Annotated in this window: 14 protein-coding genes and 1 pseudogene; 8 read left to right on the forward strand and 7 right to left on the reverse strand. The window is 60.1% G+C overall.

The features are described 5' to 3' along the window. The first annotated feature begins 113 nt into the window (after window positions 1-113). The 7 genes and pseudogenes from V7E26_RS00485 (at window position 114) to V7E26_RS00515 (ending at window position 5,599) form a co-directional block, all read left to right on the forward strand. Window positions 114-278 (forward strand): hypothetical protein, encoded by a 165-nt coding sequence (locus V7E26_RS00485; RefSeq protein ID WP_324412318.1) that lies wholly within the window; start codon window positions 114-116, stop codon window positions 276-278. A 351-nt stretch (window positions 279-629) separates the two neighbouring features. After that, window positions 630-866 (forward strand): hypothetical protein, encoded by a 237-nt coding sequence (locus tag V7E26_RS00490; protein WP_324412320.1) that lies wholly within the window; start codon window positions 630-632, stop codon window positions 864-866. 219 nt (window positions 867-1,085) lie between these two features. Beyond that, a complete protein-coding gene (locus V7E26_RS00495) occupies window positions 1,086-2,294 on the forward strand; it encodes an amino acid ABC transporter substrate-binding protein (protein WP_324412322.1) in 1,209 nt (402 codons plus the stop codon). Window positions 2,295-2,330: 36 nt separating this feature from the next. After that, window positions 2,331-3,194 (forward strand): branched-chain amino acid ABC transporter permease, encoded by an 864-nt coding sequence (locus tag V7E26_RS00500; protein WP_324412324.1) that lies wholly within the window; start codon window positions 2,331-2,333, stop codon window positions 3,192-3,194. 11 nt (window positions 3,195-3,205) lie between these two features. Further along, the gene (locus tag V7E26_RS00505; protein WP_324412459.1) at window positions 3,206-4,138 is read left to right on the forward strand and encodes a branched-chain amino acid ABC transporter permease; all 933 of its coding nucleotides are present in this window, start codon (window positions 3,206-3,208) and stop codon (window positions 4,136-4,138) included. Continuing rightward, a complete protein-coding gene (locus tag V7E26_RS00510; RefSeq protein ID WP_324412326.1) occupies window positions 4,135-4,869 on the forward strand; it encodes an ABC transporter ATP-binding protein in 735 nt (244 codons plus the stop codon). Before V7E26_RS00505 ends, V7E26_RS00510 begins: the two co-directional genes overlap by 4 nt. Beyond that, window positions 4,866-5,599, forward strand: a pseudogene (locus tag V7E26_RS00515) (ABC transporter ATP-binding protein). The gene V7E26_RS00510 and the pseudogene V7E26_RS00515 overlap by 4 nt, the downstream one beginning before the upstream one ends. Window positions 5,600-5,698: 99 nt before the next feature. On the opposite strand, the gene V7E26_RS00520 reads toward V7E26_RS00515, so the two are convergent. The 6 genes from V7E26_RS00520 to V7E26_RS29955 all read right to left on the reverse strand — a co-directional run bounded on the left by V7E26_RS00520 (window position 5,699) and on the right by V7E26_RS29955 (window position 11,876). Beyond that, window positions 5,699-6,799: a dihydrolipoamide acetyltransferase family protein gene (locus tag V7E26_RS00520; RefSeq protein WP_324412328.1), complete on the reverse strand. Its 1,101-nt coding sequence runs from the start codon at window positions 6,797-6,799 to the stop codon at window positions 5,699-5,701. A 20-nt stretch (window positions 6,800-6,819) separates the two neighbouring features. Further along, window positions 6,820-7,800, reverse strand: a complete 981-nt coding sequence (locus V7E26_RS00525) for an alpha-ketoacid dehydrogenase subunit beta (RefSeq protein WP_324412330.1) — start codon at window positions 7,798-7,800, stop codon at window positions 6,820-6,822. Continuing rightward, entirely contained in the window at window positions 7,793-8,893 is a 1,101-nt protein-coding gene (gene pdhA, locus V7E26_RS00530; protein ID WP_324412332.1) for a pyruvate dehydrogenase (acetyl-transferring) E1 component subunit alpha, read from the reverse strand. Before pdhA ends, V7E26_RS00525 begins: the two co-directional genes overlap by 8 nt. Window positions 8,894-9,490: 597 nt before the next feature. Continuing rightward, window positions 9,491-9,694, reverse strand: coding sequence for a hypothetical protein (locus tag V7E26_RS00535; RefSeq protein ID WP_324412334.1), 204 nt, complete (start codon window positions 9,692-9,694; stop codon window positions 9,491-9,493). A gap of 121 nt (window positions 9,695-9,815) precedes the next feature. Continuing rightward, window positions 9,816-11,156 (reverse strand): S41 family peptidase, encoded by a 1,341-nt coding sequence (locus tag V7E26_RS00540; protein ID WP_324412336.1) that lies wholly within the window; start codon window positions 11,154-11,156, stop codon window positions 9,816-9,818. Between the two features lie 9 nt (window positions 11,157-11,165). Next, a complete protein-coding gene (locus tag V7E26_RS29955; RefSeq protein WP_442893333.1) occupies window positions 11,166-11,876 on the reverse strand; it encodes a hypothetical protein in 711 nt (236 codons plus the stop codon). Between the two features lie 139 nt (window positions 11,877-12,015). Between V7E26_RS29955 and V7E26_RS00550 the strand changes: the two genes are divergently transcribed. Continuing rightward, complete coding sequence (locus V7E26_RS00550) at window positions 12,016-14,289, forward strand: efflux RND transporter permease subunit (protein ID WP_324412460.1); 2,274 nt, start codon at window positions 12,016-12,018, stop codon at window positions 14,287-14,289. Here the strand turns inward: V7E26_RS00550 and ftsH are convergent. Next, a complete protein-coding gene (gene ftsH / locus V7E26_RS00555) occupies window positions 14,176-16,092 on the reverse strand; it encodes an ATP-dependent zinc metalloprotease FtsH (RefSeq protein WP_324412338.1) in 1,917 nt (638 codons plus the stop codon). The genes V7E26_RS00550 and ftsH overlap by 114 nt on opposite strands. Window positions 16,093-16,267: the final 175 nt, after the last annotated feature.

A 16,267-nucleotide genomic window follows, 5' to 3' on the forward strand; every position in this document is an offset into this window, starting at 1 on the left:
ATCTGCCCTGTAAAAGAGCTAAGGCTGTTGCATTACGGAATCCTGTCGGGAGCATTAATTCGGCTGAGGGAAAGCTGGATTCGCGGTAACGATCGGACGGTCGATCTCGCGCCTTGATCGCCGCACGAAAGATGGCGCCGATGAAGCGATCTCCCGATGTCGTGATTCAAATGATGAGACAAGCGCGCAATGATGAGGCAAGCGCGCAGCGGCACAAGTCAGAAGCGCGGCGCGACTTCCTCCTGAATCGCCTGCAAGCGATCCAGATCTACGATTGATGTTCTCTCCGCGACGTCTCAGGCGCCGTCGGCTTGTCCGCCTACAACGGGTCCGAACCGCTGCCTAGCCAGTTCCATATCCATCGAAAACATCTCGTCATATCCAATTCATAGATATCAAGAGCTTAAATTATTCGTTCGTCAAAATCTATTTGGAGCATATGTTGTCACTAATGCGCTTCTTCCGGCTTCGTGCCGAGTGATTTCACTCCGCGACGAGAAAGAGGGGATGCATGACAGGCACGCGGATGCGTCGGCTGGAGTGAGCGTATGACAAGGTGCCTGAAGGCATAGTTGGACAGGATAACGGGGACGAAATAGATCGGGTTGAGGACACGTCTGTTCGAGATGATGAGCCAGATCAAAAGCGTCCGATACCCGGAACTATCCGTTTGGCTTGGAGTTTATGGCTTGACCTCTCCGAGAACAAGTTTGTCCGAGAACATGCTTGTCGTCGAAGGGATGGCTTTCATTCCCGACCATCGGCGGTATGTCATGCAGTCGGTGCTGGATGCCGGCGTGAAGCGCCTGCATGCACGGCAACGAACGACATCAGGTACGGCAATCCTGCCGAACAGATCGTTCTGACCAAAAGGGAAATGAGGATCATCGTCGGCCGTCGAGATCAAGGCACGCTTGCACGCTGACTGAACGGATCGGTCGGCGAATCGGTTTTGCATCATCCGCCTTGCAGCATGCTCGTTGCGGTGAAATCGGAGCACTGACATCGGAGCACATGGAAAATAACGTTACTCCAATCCGAAAAACATGGGCGCAGGAAGGATAGCACGCAGGAAGGATAGCACCATGTTGAAAACATCCACCGTCTCAGCCCTTTTGTTGGTGGCCGCTGCACTTACGATGCCGTCAGGTTCGGCAATGGCTAAAGACATCGTCCTGGGAGCGTCCGTGCAGCTCACTGGCCCGGTTGCCAATACCGGCCGCTACTACCGCGACGCCTATCAGTTTGCGATCGACAGGATCAACGCTGCGGGCGGAGTCAAGGTCGGCAATGAATCACACAAGCTCGACCTCAAGCTGTACGACAATCAGTCGGACGTCAATTTGAGTGTACGCCAGTACACTCAGTTGGTTTCTCAGGACAAGGTGGATTTCCTGCTGGGACCATTCGCAAGTAATTTTGCACTGGCGGATTCGGCCGTGTCCGAAAAGTACAGGATTCCGATGGTTCAGGGCGGTGGCGCGTCCGACCAGATATTCGCTCGCAAGTTCAAGTATATTTTTGGAACGCTGGCGCCGGCCAGCAACTATTTTGGGTCGACGGTGGACATGATGAAGGGGGTCAACCCGGCCCCGAAATCAGTCGCTCTGCTTTATGCCGACGATGCCTTCGACGTCTCGGTGGCCGAGGGAACGCGATCGAAATTGCAAAAGGCGGGCCTCTCGTTGGCCATGGACGAGCGGTACAGCACCAACGCCACCGACTTCAACTCGCTCCTCGCGCAGATCAAGAGCAAGAACATCGATGCGGTGCTGGTGGCGGGCCATGAAACCGAAATCCTGAACTTCGTGAGACAGGCCAAGAGCCTTGCGGTCGCGCCGAAGATGTATTCCTTCACGGTGGGTGTTCCGAGCGAAGATTTCCGCAAGGCCCTGGGCAAAGATGCGGACTATGCTTTCGGCATGACCGCTTGGCTGCCTTCCGCCGAACTGAAGGACCGCTGGTTTGGCGACGCTGCAAAGTTCGCCTCGGCCTACAAGGAAAAGTTTGGCTATGATCCTGATTACCATGCTGCTTCCGGCGTAGCCGACGTGGAAGCATTGGTGCAAGCCGTGGAAAATGCAGGCTCGACCGATCCGCAGAAGGTGCGAGACGCGTTGTCGAAAGTGAAGTTCGACAGCCTTTATGGCCGCGTTGCGTTCAACGAAAACGGTCAGATTGACCTGCCGCAGATAGTTGTTCAGGTTCAAGGGGACGCGTTGGTCGCAATTTACGGCGTCGATGGCATGATCAAAGAGCCGAAATATCCGATGCCAGCCTGGGACGCGCGCTAAGCGGATCGAACGAACGGTCGGCTGAAAGAGGACGACGTGGATCTGCTTGAGCAAATCCTCCTCAACGGCATCCTTTTGGGCGGCTTGTACGCCGTGATGGCTCTCGGTCTTGCGCTTGTCTGGGGTGTGTTGAATATCGTCAACCTGTCACACGGCGCATTCATCATGCTCGGCGCATACGTGTCGTGGTATCTCTACACGTACGCGCATATCGACCCGTTTCTGGGGCTGCCAATCACCGCGGCGGTGATGTTTGCCATCGGGTATGGTGTACAGCGTGGGCTCCTGAATTTGATCGTCCGCGCGCCCATGTTCAACACGTTGCTGATAACGTTCGGGTTGGAGGTCGTGCTGACCTATCTGGCCCAACTGGCCTTTTCGGCTGACTTTCGCACCATCAACCCCGCCTATGCAGGCAACAGTATCGTCCTCGGGCCGGTCGTATTGCCGCTGGCGCGACTTCTGGCTTTCGGCGTTGCGATCATGCTGACGGTCGGCATGTGGCTGTTCCTTTTGCACACGAGGTTGGGGCGTGCCATCCGGGCCACCGCGCAGAACCTGGTGGCGGCCCGTCTCTACGGCGTTGAGCCCCGGCATCTCTACGCGACGACTTTCGGGATCGGAATTGCGCTGGCCGGAACAGCAGGAGGCCTCTACGGAACGGTGTCGCAGATCAATCCCTACATCGGTGCGGCGCTGACGGCAAAATCGTTTGCCATCTCGATTATTGGCGGACTGGATAATCCTCTGGGGGTGATCGTCGGAGGCCTGTTTCTGGGGATCCTCGAATCGTTGACTGCGCTTTATGTCGGATCGACCTACGCCGACGTGGCAAGCTTTGGTGTGCTGGTGTTGGTACTGATCGTGCGGCCCAACGGCCTGCTTGGGAAAGCAGCGTGAAAGCGCTGCGTATCGCCTTCGTTCTGGCCGCGCTCGCGGTTCTTGCGGCGGTGCCCTGGTTCGGATCGGACGTTCTGATCCAGTTCGGCATCAATGCCCTCCTGCTCGCGGTTCTGGCACAGGGCTGGAATATCATTGGGGGTTACACCGGTTACGCCTCCTTCGGCAATTCGGTGTTTTATGGGCTCGGCAGCTACGGTGTGGGCATTGCGATGGTGCAGTGGCAACTGCCGTTCGGTGTTGGGCTGGTGTTCGGCGCAGCTCTTGCCGTCGTCTTCGCCCTTCTCCTCGGGGTACCGGTCCTGCGGCTGAGGGGCCATTACTTCCCGATCGCTACACTGGCGCTGGCCCAGGTCATGACGGCGATCGTTTCCAACGTGAAGCTGGCGGGCCGGAATATCGGCCTCGTCTTGCCGCCGCTCAACAATGATCCTCTATTTTACGAGCTGTCGCTCGGCCTTCTGGTCCTGGCTACATTGACCATTTTCTGGCTGACGCGCAGCCGCTTCGGCTTTGGATTGATCGCTATCCGTGAAAACGAAGAAGGCGCGGCAGTGATGGGTGTCAATACAACATTGTACAAGACGTTGGCGTTTGCCCTCTCGGGCATATTCAGCGCTCTGGCCGGTGGAATTCACGCCTACTGGGTTACGTTTATTGATCCAGAGAGTGCATTCGACATCAGTCTGAACGTCAAGATGATCATCATGGCGGTATTCGGGGGACCCGGCACGATTCTCGGGCCCGTCGTCGGGGCATTGTCGCTCTCGGCGATCTCCGAAGTCCTCTCAAGCGAGGTTACCCGTCTCGCGGGCCTTTTCTTTGGTGTTGTCGTCGTGGCCGCAGTTGTGCTGATGCCGCGCGGTTTGGCAGACATGTTGCGGCGCTTCCGCAAAATGGGGTGGCGGTATTTTGCCGAAAACGTTCGGACGCACCGGCTGTGACCACGATACTCGAGATCAAGCACGTGACCCGACGCTTTGCAGGCCTGATTGCGGTCGATGATGTAAGTTTCATCCTGCAGCGAGGAGAGATTCTCGGCGTGATCGGCCCGAACGGTGCCGGGAAAACCACGCTCGTCAGCCTGATCAGCGGGACGCTTTTTCCGAGCTCGGGCGATATCCTTTTTGAAGGACGGCCTCTTGGCCGCTTGCCCGCGTACCGTCGTGCACGGCTGGGCATAGGACGTACCTTTCAGATCATGCGACCGTTTCCCGGCTTGTCGGTGCTGGACAATGTCGCAGTAGGCGCCCTCTTTGGACGTGGCGGGGGACAGGCCCAACTGGCGAAAGCGCGCGAGCAGGCGCGCGCTCAGCTCGATTTCGTCGGGCTCGGCAGGAATGTCGATCAACGCGCCGATGAATTGGGAGGTCCCGGCCGCAAACGGCTCGAGCTGGCAAAGGCCCTGGCAATGCAGCCGAAGGTTCTCCTGTGCGACGAGGTGATGGCCGGGCTGAATCTCGTCGAGATCGAGGAGGTGATAGAAGTGATCCGCAAGGTCCGTGACGCGGGTATCAGCGTTCTCGTCATTGAACACGTCATCAAGGCCATCAAGAGTCTGTCGGACCGGCTGCTGGTGTTGCATCATGGCGAGAAGATTGCCGATGGCGAGCCCGGCGCCGTGCTCGCCAACCAGGCCGTCATCGAGGCGTATCTTGGCAAGAGGCGCGCATGAACGAAGAGTCGGCAGTCAAGGCAGAACCTCTGCTTGACGTACGTGGGGTCAGCGCGGGCTATGGCGGAATGCCGGTTTTGCGCGATGTCACCCTGAAGGTCTACCCGGCCGAGATCGTGGCGCTGGTCGGCAGCAACGGGGCCGGTAAGACCACCTTGCTGCGCACACTGTCGCGCCTGCTTTCCTGCACGGGCGGCATTGTCATGAACCACCAAGATCTGGTGCCGATGACGTCCGATCAGGCATTTGTCGCAGGGTTGGTTCAGGTTCCGGAAGGCCGTCAGCTTTTCGATCGCATGAGTGTACAGGACAACTTGCTGATGGGCGCCTTCAGGCGAAACGATAAGAACGCGATCGCACGCGATCTGGATAAAATGTACGCGCTGTTCCCGCGTCTGCGCGAGCGTCGAGGTCAACTCGCGGGAAGCATGTCGGGCGGCGAACAGCAATGTGCGCAATGGCACGGGGCCTGATGGCGGCGCCGGTCTTGCTGATGATCGATGAGATGAGTTTGGGACTGGCCCCCGTCATCGTGGAACAGTTAATGGATGTTCTGGCGGCGATACGCGATGAAGGCGTGACGGTGTTGCTGGTCGAACAGGACGTCAATCTGGCGTTGTCGACGGCCGACCGGGGTTACGTGATGGAAACCGGTCGTATCGTTCATTGCGGCCTCTCCAGGAAACTCATCGATGATCCTGAGGTCCGTCGCGCCTATTTGGGAATCTGACCCGCCGTTCTGCAGTATGTGCTTTACGCCACGTGTGCTCCATCACGGCCCCGAAGCCGGCGGACGGCGTGCGCTGAGAGGACCTGCAAATAAGGTAGTTCACGACGTCAGCTCGAGCTCCGACTTGAGCGCGACGAGGAAGCGGGCGGCTTCGCCACCAGTCACGACGCGATGATCGAAGGTGAGCGACAACGGCAGCACACGCCTCACCGCTGGTTGGCCCCGATGCGCGACCGCCTGCGGGGAGATCCGCCCCGCTCCTATGATTGCCACCTGCGGGGGCACGATGACCAGATTGGCAAACCGGCCTCCGATCATCCCGAAATTCGACAGCGTAATGGTCGCGCCGCGCAGCTCTTCAGGGGGTATCGAGCGCGCGATTGCGTCGGCCCGCAGGCGGTCGAGGCCGGCCCGCAAGTCAGATACGCTGCGCTCTCCGACATTACGCAACACCGGAACGATGAGGCCGCCCTCGGTATCGACGGCGATGCCGAGATCGACGCGCGCGATGAGGCGCCGTTCGCCCGTACCGGAACTGAACCAGGTATTGAGAGCGGGTTGTGCCTTGCAGGCGGCAGCGATGGCCCGCACCAGGCGGATCGTCACGTCCTCGCCGGTTGGCCAGTCGTCGATGTCGGCTTCGTCGGTTACCGTGGCGGGGACGATTAGCGCATGGGCTGCCGTCATGCGTTGGGCCATGGCGCGCCGCATGCCTCGCAGCGGCTCGACGCGACCGGCCGGGGACATACCCTTCGCAGCCCGTTCGACGTCGGCTCGTGTGATGGTGCCGCCGGGTCCAGTGGCCTCGACGCTCTCAAGATCGACATCGAGCTTGCGTGCGAGCGCGCGCACGGCCGGAAACACCTGAGGCTGCGGCCCGGTCGGCCGCTCGGAGGAGATTGCTGTAGTTGGCGGATGTTCGCTGCTGCCGAGCTCACCGACGATTGTGCCGGTGTCCTGTTCGACGCCTTCGGCAAATTCGACGAGCGGCATGCCGACCTTCACGATATCGCCCTTGACGCCAAACACGTGCGCGATGCGTCCGCTCGACGGCGATGGAATTTCAACGACCGCCTTGTCGGTTTCGACGGAGAGCAGCGGCTGATCGGTGACGACGTGATCGCCTTCGTTGACATACCAGCTGACGATCTCCGCCTCTTCAAGGCCTTCTCCGAGATCCGGCAGCATGAACTGGCGCATGGGACGAAGTCCGTCGAGATTTAGCTGAACTGGCATACCCTGAGTGCCCCGCTGACGATGCGTTCAACCGAAGGCATGTAGTATTGCTCGAGGCGTGCCATCGGGATGACGGTGTCGTAGCCGGTGACGCGGGTCACAGGTGCGAGCAGCGAGGACAGGCCACGTTCGGCGATAAGGGCTGCGATCTCCGCTCCGAATCCGCCGGTGTGCGCCGCCTCGTGCACAATGACGCAACGTCCGGTCTTTGCGATCGACTCGAGCACGGTTCCTTCATCATAAGGTTTGAGCGTGGCAAGATCGATGACCTCGGCAGCGATACCTTCGGCGGAGAGCACATCGGCCGCGGCCATGGTCTCTTTCAGCACAGCGCCCCAACCGATCAGCGTGATGTCGCGGCCTTGGCGCAGGACAAAGGCACGATCTAGCGGCAAGGCTTCGCCATTATCCTGCACCTCGCCTTTTGCCGCGCGGTATAGGCGCGTCGGCTCCAGAAACACCACCGGATCGGGATCGCGAATAGCGGCGAGGAGAAGTCCATAGGCGCGCTCGGGCGAAGAAGGGATGACAACGCGCAGGCCCGGAATATGGGCGAGCATTGCCTCGGTGCTTTCGGAATGATGTTCGGGCGCGCGAATGCCGGCCCCATGCGGGGTACGCAGAACCATCGGACAGGTGAGCCGTCCTTGGGTACGGTTACGTATTCGGGATGCGTGGTTCACCAGTTGATCCAGGCAGGGATAAATAAACCCCATGAACTGGATCTCGCCGACGGGCTTCAGCCCCTGCGCCGCCATGCCGACGCAGAGCCCGCTGATCAGGAGCTCGGCAAGCGGCGTATCGAGGACGCGCTCGGCTCCAAAGCGCTTCTGCAGGCCCACGGTCGCGCGGAAGACGCCTCCGCTGATGCCAACGTCTTCGCCAAGAACGACCACATCGGGATCGTCCTCCATCGCCCGTCCGAGTGCCAGATTGATGGCTTCCACCAGCGTTACCTCAGCCATCGTGCTCTCCCGCGAGTTCACGGCGCTGTGCGGCATAGACCTCGGGCAGATCGCCATAGAGGTGGTCGAACATGGTTTCCGGCCGGCGCGGTGCCGTTGCCAGATAGCGCTCGACCGCCGCCTCGAGGCGATCATGGCACTCAGTGGCAAGCCGCTCTTCGTCGGTTTTGTTCCACATTTTCCGACCGACAAGATAGGCCCGCAATCGGGCGATCGGCTCTTCCTTCCAATGAGCCTGGACGTCGTCAGCCGAACGATAGCGTGAAGCGTCATCGGAGGTCGTATGGTCGCCGAGTCGGTAAGTGACCGCCTCGATGAAACGAGGGCCTTTGCCGTCACGGGCAGCGGCGATGGCCTCTTCCGCAGCGGCGCGCATCGCCACCACGTCGCTGCCATCGACCTGCTCGCCGGTGAATCCCGCAGCGATCGCCTTCTGCGCCAGCGTCTCGGAAGCGGTCTGCAGTCGCAATGGCACCGATATGGCCCATTGATTGTTGGCGGCGACGAACACGACGGGCAGTTTGCGCACGCCGGCAAAATTCATCGCTTCGTAGACATCGCCTTTCGAGGTGGCGCCATCGCCGAACAGGCACACGGCGACACGCGGTTCCTTGCGCAGCTTCAAGGCGTAGGCGACACCGGCGGCATGAGGCGCCTGGGATCCCACCGGAACACAGAACGGAAAATCGTGAGGCGGTCCGGAGAAGCAATTGCCTCGTTCGTCCCCGCCCCAAAACAGCAGGATCTCTTCAAGCTTGACGCCGCGCCAAAGCAGCGCGCCATTGTCGCGATAGGAAGGCAACAGGACGTCTTCCGCCCGCATCGCACTGGCTATTCCAACGGACACCGCCTCCTGGCCGAGTGAAACGGCATATGTCCCAAGCCGCCCGGTGCGCTGCAATGCAACGGCCTTTTTGTCAAAGAGGCGCAGCAGCACCATGGCCCGGTAGAGTGCGATGAGCAGGTCGGCATCGGAGGCGAAGGCGGGGAGCGGTCGGGCTATCGAGCCGTCTGGCGCGAGGTAAGCGCGCCGGCGGACCTCGAAGCGCGCGATCACGGGGAGATCTTGGACCACTCTTCTGCTGCTGGCCATGCTCTCACTCCTGGAGCAATTGTGCCTCTTTACCTTATTCAATTGGTGTTTGTGCCGAGACGGTGCAAGGCCGCGTCTGCCTTGATGCGTTGCTGTACTGCAGATTTGCCGGGATCGGTCGAGACGATCGTGGGAGCGACGCAGCGAAGGCGGCGGTCCATTTGATTGCCCGATCTTAGAAACGACGTGGGCTCATGAGGGGCACGCGTCATGAGGGGCACGCGTTGCCGAAAGGGCTGGCCTCAGGCACAATGAAGGCCCGGCTCGCATCGGTAGGGGAACGGCGAGGGGCCGGGCTTCATCCCGCGGAAACCTCATTGAGGGCATTGGCCGTGCCGTTGCAAGGCGTTGTTTGATACCCACACTCGAGCATTTAAGATGTGCGGCACGCGTTGCAACTTGCGCAAAAGGTTAAATATTTGAAGGATACTTGATTTGATACGAACCGACTCGGTGCGCTTGGTAGTAGTACCCGCGCATTTTGATGCTGCGCGTTGAGACCGCGCGCCTGGCCTCCGCGTGGTTGCGGCCGCAAATGAGCCGCTCCTTTGGAAGCGCGAAAGGCGTGACCGGGCTGCACCGGCTCACCCTGTCGTCTCAAGGGTCTAGCTCGACGAACATCCGCCAAAGACATTCGGACAACGCCATTAGAATGAACAGCGTCGACGACGACATCAAAATTCCTGCCGCGAGTTGATGATACCGCGTTGACTCAGTCAGCTGGAAGGCGATCAGCGCCGCTATGATCAGGCAAGCCCAACCGGCCAGGGCGCGCGAATAAATTCGTATCAGCGCGGACAATTCCTCGAACTTCTTCCTGTTCCGGATTTGGTGACGGGATATTCAGTGGTCATGGGCGTGACTCCTGCAAGAACATAGACGGTGCATGCTGTATGACCACAGGCCTGCCAACGCATGATGATCACGATGCGCTCGCGCTAATGACCCCGGAATTGGGTGTGCTCGGCCGCTCGAGGAGGTTCAGCGCAGCAGTGAGTTGGGCATCTCGATTGGTTCCGATGAGTTGCGGCTTAATGGGCGGCGACGCTGTTTCGGCCGACGCATGCTTGCCATTTGACCCATCCTTGGATTTGGTGAGCGGCCCGGGATTGGCGAAAGCACCTTGGAGCCGGCCTTCGCGCCAGACCAGGGAATTTGCGACCTGTTCATCCTTGGGCACATGGACGACGATGTCGGGCGTGATCCCATCGTCCTGAATGGACCGCCCCGACGGCGTGTAGTAGAGGGCGGTCGTCAGCCGCAGGGCGCCATGACCCTTGATCGTGATGATGGACTGAACCGATCCCTTGCCGAAACTCTGGGTCCCCATCACAGTCGCGCGGCGGCGGTCCTGCAATGCACCCGCGACGATTTCGGACGCCGAAGCCGACGCGCCGTTAACGAGAACCACCATTGGGATATCCGGCAATAACGCACCCGTTGCGGAGGCCTTGAACGATCGATCGTCGCTGCGGTTACGCCCGTGGATGGAGACGATGGTTCCGCCGTTCAGGAAATCGCCGGACACGTCGACCGCGGACGAGAGAAGGCCGCCCGGGTCATTTCTCAGGTCCAGGACGAGGCCTGCCAGCTTGCCGCCGGCGTCCCGCTTCAGCCTCGAGATCGCCTGCCGGAGTTCGCTTGGCGTGTCCTGGCCGAACTCGCCGATCCGGATGTAGCCGATGCGATCAGGCTCCAACTTTGACTTGACACTAGGGACTGCGATGACTTGTCGGGTGAAAGGCATCTCGAACGGCGGCTTGTCACCGCGCACAACCGTCAATTTGACCGTCGTTCGCGGATTGCCGCGAATCTGCCTGACGACCTTCATCAGATCCGCGCCACGGGTGCTTTGGCCATCGACTGCGACGATGGCGTCGCCTGGTTGCACGCCTGCATGGGCGGCCGGCGTGCCATCGATTGGCGAGATCACGGTTGGTACCCCATTGTGATCCGCGATCTTCAGACCGACGCCGCCGAATTTTCCGTTCATGTCTTCCACGGACTCGCGGAATTCCGGCTCGGTCATGTAGGAGGAATGCGGATCGAGGCGGGAAAGCATTCCCTTCAGGGCACCGTCGGTGAGCTTGCTTGAATCGATTGGATGCACATAATCCCGCTGAACGACCTGCATCACGCCGGCGAGGAGTTCCACGTCGGTTTTCGAGATGCCGGTCGCAATCGCGGAAGCAAACCCGAGGCAAGCGATTGCGGCTGATGCCGCGGACGCAATTGCCAAAGCGCGTAGATGTGATCTCTTCATGTGATCCTCTTACCTTTCGGTGCGGGCCTGTCGCTGGACGCTGGGATGCTCCTCCTTCCACCACCAGAGTGCGGGGAAGGCCGCCTGGCCGTACTTCGGCATATGCTCGGGATGATCAAACCGGTCCCAGCGCGCGGTACGATCGTTGGAAAGCATCCATTGCGGCACGACAAAATGATTCCACAGCAACACCCGATCGAGCGCCGGGGTCGCTGCGACGAGTTCATCCCTCGTATCCGCGAAGACGATACGTTCGATAAGCGCGTCGACCGCGGGATCCCTGATGCCGATCAGATTGCGCGAGCCACGCTGGCTTGCTGCATGCGAGCCCCAGTAATTGAAGTAGTCGAACTGTAACTCCGGAAAATTGTTGGCAGCGACGTTGACGGGGACCTCGTTTGCCCAATAGTCGGGCACGCCGCCCAGCAGGCATACGCCGTGTTTCCAGGGAAGAGCTTGGGAAGCCTTCACCTGCGCGGGCTGCTGTCCTGCCTCCAGAAGGGGCGTGAAAGCGGAAAGAACAGTTACCCGAAGAACGTCTCTTCGACTGAGGATCACGGGCGATCCGATGACTAGCAACATCGCCCCCGTCATCGGAACGAATCTGGCGTGAAAAGGTTCCAGCAGAAGCCGCCTTCCGTCTTCATCCTCGGCCGTCCGAAACAATACTGTGAGCGTTGAGCGAGCTTCTGGCGATTGCTGGAAGGCGGCATATCTCAAGACCACGAAATTGAGGGCAGGGATGTTCGGTGCGGCGATGGCCGCACATCGTTTACAGAGGTACTCCGTGTTCCCACAGAAATGGCGAGTTAGGCGGCATCGGTTTCTCTGGAAGTGGTGGAAGCGTCACGGGAGCGATCTGGCCCTCGGCATCGAGCGGGTCGGACTCGCATCGCTGCGCTTTCCACGGGCGGTCGGATTGCTGGCGCTGGTACTGGCGGTGTTCTGTGGATTTGGCATCACCCGGATCAAGATTGACGATTCCCTCAGCCAGCTCTTCCATGCGGATACGCCCGAGTTCAGGCTGTATCAGCAGGAGACGCGGAGATTCCCTTCCAGCGAATTCGACGTACTCGTCGTCGTTCAGGGCAAGACGCTGCTGCAGCGCGCGTCGATCGCGAAGCTGCGAAATCTCGTCATCGACTTGCAACTGATCGATGGCACCCGTGGCATAATCTCCTTGTTTTCCGCCCGCCAGCCGCCGGCGGCCGGAAAGCTGTCTGGACCTTTGATCCCCAACGAACTGCCGCAGGGGACGGACTATGAGCAACTGGTCCAGCGATTTAGATCGAACGAGATTGTTCGTAACAAACTGCTCTCCAGCGACGGTACCCTGACCCTGATCGTCCTTGCGCTGGACCCCGATGCCGTGCAGAGCACGAAGCTCTCCGGCGTCGTCGACCAGATACGGCAAACGGCTCATAATGACCTCACCGGCACGAACCTGACGGCAAGCTTGACCGGTGTCCCGGTCATGCAACTCGAGATCCGGAATGCGCTGGAGCGCGATCGGATCATCTACAATGCATTCGGCTTCGCAGCAGGTTGCCTGATCGCGATGGCTTTCTTCCGACGCGTGTCGTTTATGATCGTCGCCGCCGCGCCCCCGCTGCTTGCGATCTTGTTGGGCCTGGGAACGCTTGGGTGGCTGGGCTTCGAGCTCAACCTGTTTCTGAATGTCATGACGCCGCTGATCATGGTGATCAGCTTCTCCGATAGCATGCAGCTCACCTTCGCAGCGCGAGACAGGCTGATCGCCGGTGCCGACCGTCGAACGGCCTTTCGCGATGCGATCCTGATAGTCGGACCCGCATGCGTGCTTACGCATGGTACGGCGGCGCTGTCCTTCATCGCGTTGCAATTTTCGCAATCCGATCTGATCCGCAGCTTTGGCGCGGCGGGCCTCATCTGTACGGCGATCGCCCTTGTGACGGTGCTGACTCTTGTGCCGCTATTCGGGCTTCTTCTTGTCAGGCACGAAGGAGAGCTTGCTGCGCGCGCCAGAAAATCCGATCGCGGAGTGGAATTCCTGCGGACTTTCTGTGGCTGGGTCGCCGCCCGCATGGTGAGTCGCCCCGCGATCTACAGCCTGGTCGGGCTGCTGGTGGTCGGCGGCCTTGGCGCCGTTTATGCCCAATTGCAACCGCGCTACCGGCTGGCGGATCAGGTGCCGGATCAGGGGCAGGCCGTTGCCGCAAGCGACCGTCTGGATGCAGAACTGACCGGCGCAAATCCCATCAATGTCATGATTCAGCTTCCTTCGGACGCCTCCCTCTATGCGCCTCAATCCTTGCAGTTGATCGCGGAGGTGCATCACCTGATGGAGAGCGAATCGGGAGTCGGGAATGTGTGGTCACTTGAGACCCTGCGGCGCTGGCTCGCCGAGAAGACTGGAAAAAGCGACGTCGCAACCCTGAAGCAATACGTTGACATGCTGCCGCAATATCTGGTCAGGCGCTTCATCTCCGCCGATCAACACGCCGTCATCGTTGCGGGCCGGGTTCCGGATCTTGACGCCAGCAGGATACGTCCGATCGTTCGCTCGCTCGACAAGGCGCTTGGACCGATACGCGCGCAGAACCCGGGCTTCACGATATCCGTTACCAGCCTGTCCGCCATCGCCGCCCGCAATAGCGCGACCATGATTGAGCAGCTCAATCATGGTCTGACGGTCGAGGTGGTCTTCGTTGCCGCGTTCGTCGGCCTCGCATTTCGCTCGTGGCGCGTGATGGCCGCCAGCCTCCTGCCGGCGATATTTCCGATCGTGGCGACGGGAGCACTGCTTTGGATGCTCGGCGATGGATTGCAGTTCGCGAGCGTGGTGGCGCTAACCGTTTCGTTCGGGCTCGGGATGAGTGCGACCATTCACTTCCTGAACCGGCTGAGGCTTGAGGAGCGGTTTGGCGAAACGATCGACATCGCAGTTCGGCGTGCGACCGTCCTGATGGGGCCGGCACTTATCCTGACGTCGATCGTGCTTGCTTGCGGGATGGTAGTGACGGTCTTTTCGAGCCTGCCGTCATTGCGGCTGTTTGGAGGGTTGGCGACCCTTGCCATGATATTGGCGCTGGTGGCCGATCTCACCATCCTGCGTCCGGTCATCACTTTTCTGCGTTCGACTCGAATGACCTGAGACAACCTGCGAGCGGAGCGCTTCGATATCCTCTTCCTCGAGCGTCTCCTTCTGCAGCAACAATTGCGCCGTTCTTTCGTGAACCGTGCGATGCGTGGTGATGATGGCAACGGCGCGCTCCAGCGCGTGTCCCACCAGGCCACGAACGGCGTGGTCGATCAGCCGCTCCGTCTCGTCGCTGAATTCGCGCCCGTGGGCGCCGCGGGGATCCTGGATTGCGAACATCGAAGGACGCTCGCGTTCATAGGCGACGTGGCCCAGTTTCTCATCCATTCCGTAGCGCAATACCATGCTCCGCGCCGTGTCCGTGGCTTTGACGAGATCATTGGCAGCGCCTGTCGAAAGATGATGGAAGAACACCAGTTCAGCGGCGCGGCCGCCCAGCAGGACGGCCATGCGGTTATCGAGTTCCTCCCGCGTCATCAGGAAGCGGTCCTCGGTGGGGCGCTGGATCGTGTAACCGAGCGCCGCAATTCCGCGAGGAATGATCGATATCTTGTGGACCGGATCCTCGCCGGGCAGGCTCATCGCGACGATGGCATGACCGAGTTCGTGGTAGGCCACTATCCGCCGCTCCTTCGGGATCAGGAGACGGTTCTTTTTCTCCAGGCCGGCGACGATGCGCTCTACCGCGGCGGTGAAGTCGCGAAGTTCGACGCTTTCGCCGCCTCGCCGCGTAGCAAGCAAAGCGGCTTCGTTGACAAGATTGGCGAGGTCGGCCCCGGTAAAGCCAGGGGTCAGTTCGGCAATCGTTTCAGGATCGACATTGGCTGCAAGCACGGCCTTCTTGAGGTGCACTTTCAATATCGCGATGCGGCCCTTCTTGTCCGGACGGTCGACCAGGACCTGGCGGTCAAAGCGTCCGGCGCGCAGCAGGGCGGGATCGAGAATCTCCGGCCTGTTCGTTGCAGCAATCAGAATGACGCCTGTCGTCGGATCGAAGCCGTCCAGTTCCACCAGGAGTTGATTCAACGTCTGCTCCTTCTCGGCGTGACCGCCGAACGGGTAAGCGCCGCGTACCCCGCCAAGCGCGTCGAGTTCGTCGATGAAGATGATCGCCGGCGCTTCCTTGCGGGCTTGCTCGAAGAGATCGCGTACCCTGGCCGCGCCGACACCGACGAACATTTCGATGAATTCGGAACCGGAAATCGAAAAGAACTTGACGCCCGCCTCTCCCGCGACCGCGCGCGCCAGCAATGTCTTGCCCGTCCCTGGCGGCCCTACCAGCAGCACGCCCTTCGGCACTCGTGCTCCCAGCCTTCCATAGGCGTTGGGATCGCGCAGGAAGTCGACAATCTCCTTCAATTCCTCCTTGGCCTCATCGACGCCCGCGACGTCGGCGAAGGTTACCTTGGTGTCCTTCTCGACGTAGATCTTGGCGCGGCTCTTTCCGATCGCCATCAGGCCGCCATCCTGCTTTGCGAAGCGCCGCACCACGAACATCCAGACGCCGAAGAACAATAGCGTCGGAAGTATCCAGGAAAGAATGTCCGGCAGCCAGGTGCTCGGCGCCTCGCCGAAATAGGTTACCTTGTGCTTGTCGAGTTCGCCCGCCAATGCCGGGTCGACGCGTGTCGTGGCGAATTGCTTGATCCCGTTCTTTTCCGGCTGCTTGAGCACTCCCCTGATTTTGTCCTGCGCGACCCAGACCTTGTCGATCTTGTTCGCGTCGAGCAAGGTTTGAAACTGGCTGTAGGGAATGACCGTGTATTGCTTGTTCGCCTGGTAAAAGCCCTGCAGAAGCGAGAACGCCACGAAGGCCGCGACCATGTACCAGATGTTGATCTTTGTATTCGAGTGCATCTCGTGGGCCCCTGATACAGGTCCGGCTCGCTCCGGAAAAATCGGACGCGAAATCCAATCGAGCCCTGCCGGCGCGCCTGGAGAACGCGCGGCGGCAGGCCTGACACCGTGTCTAGCAGATCTGCACGGCAACGCGACGTCTTGACCCGCATCAAGACATCGTGCCTGCCGTCGG

Origin of the sequence: Bradyrhizobium sp. (assembly GCF_036735945.1) — a bacterium.
In the GTDB taxonomy this organism is placed as follows: domain Bacteria; phylum Pseudomonadota; class Alphaproteobacteria; order Rhizobiales; family Xanthobacteraceae; genus Bradyrhizobium.

Coding starts and splice junctions, on each gene's coding strand:
- ftsH (WP_324412338.1), bottom strand. CDS start 16,092: ATGCACTCGAATACAAAGATCAACATCTGGTACATGGTCGCGGCCTTC.
- V7E26_RS00495 (WP_324412322.1), top strand. CDS start 1,086: ATGTTGAAAACATCCACCGTCTCAGCCCTTTTGTTGGTGGCCGCTGCA.
- pdhA (WP_324412332.1), bottom strand. CDS start 8,893: ATGGCCAGCAGCAGAAGAGTGGTCCAAGATCTCCCCGTGATCGCGCGC.
- V7E26_RS00525 (WP_324412330.1), bottom strand. CDS start 7,800: ATGGCTGAGGTAACGCTGGTGGAAGCCATCAATCTGGCACTCGGACGG.
- V7E26_RS00520 (WP_324412328.1), bottom strand. CDS start 6,799: ATGCGCCAGTTCATGCTGCCGGATCTCGGAGAAGGCCTTGAAGAGGCG.
- V7E26_RS00540 (WP_324412336.1), bottom strand. CDS start 11,156: ATGAAGAGATCACATCTACGCGCTTTGGCAATTGCGTCCGCGGCATCA.
- V7E26_RS00490 (WP_324412320.1), top strand. CDS start 630: ATGAGCCAGATCAAAAGCGTCCGATACCCGGAACTATCCGTTTGGCTT.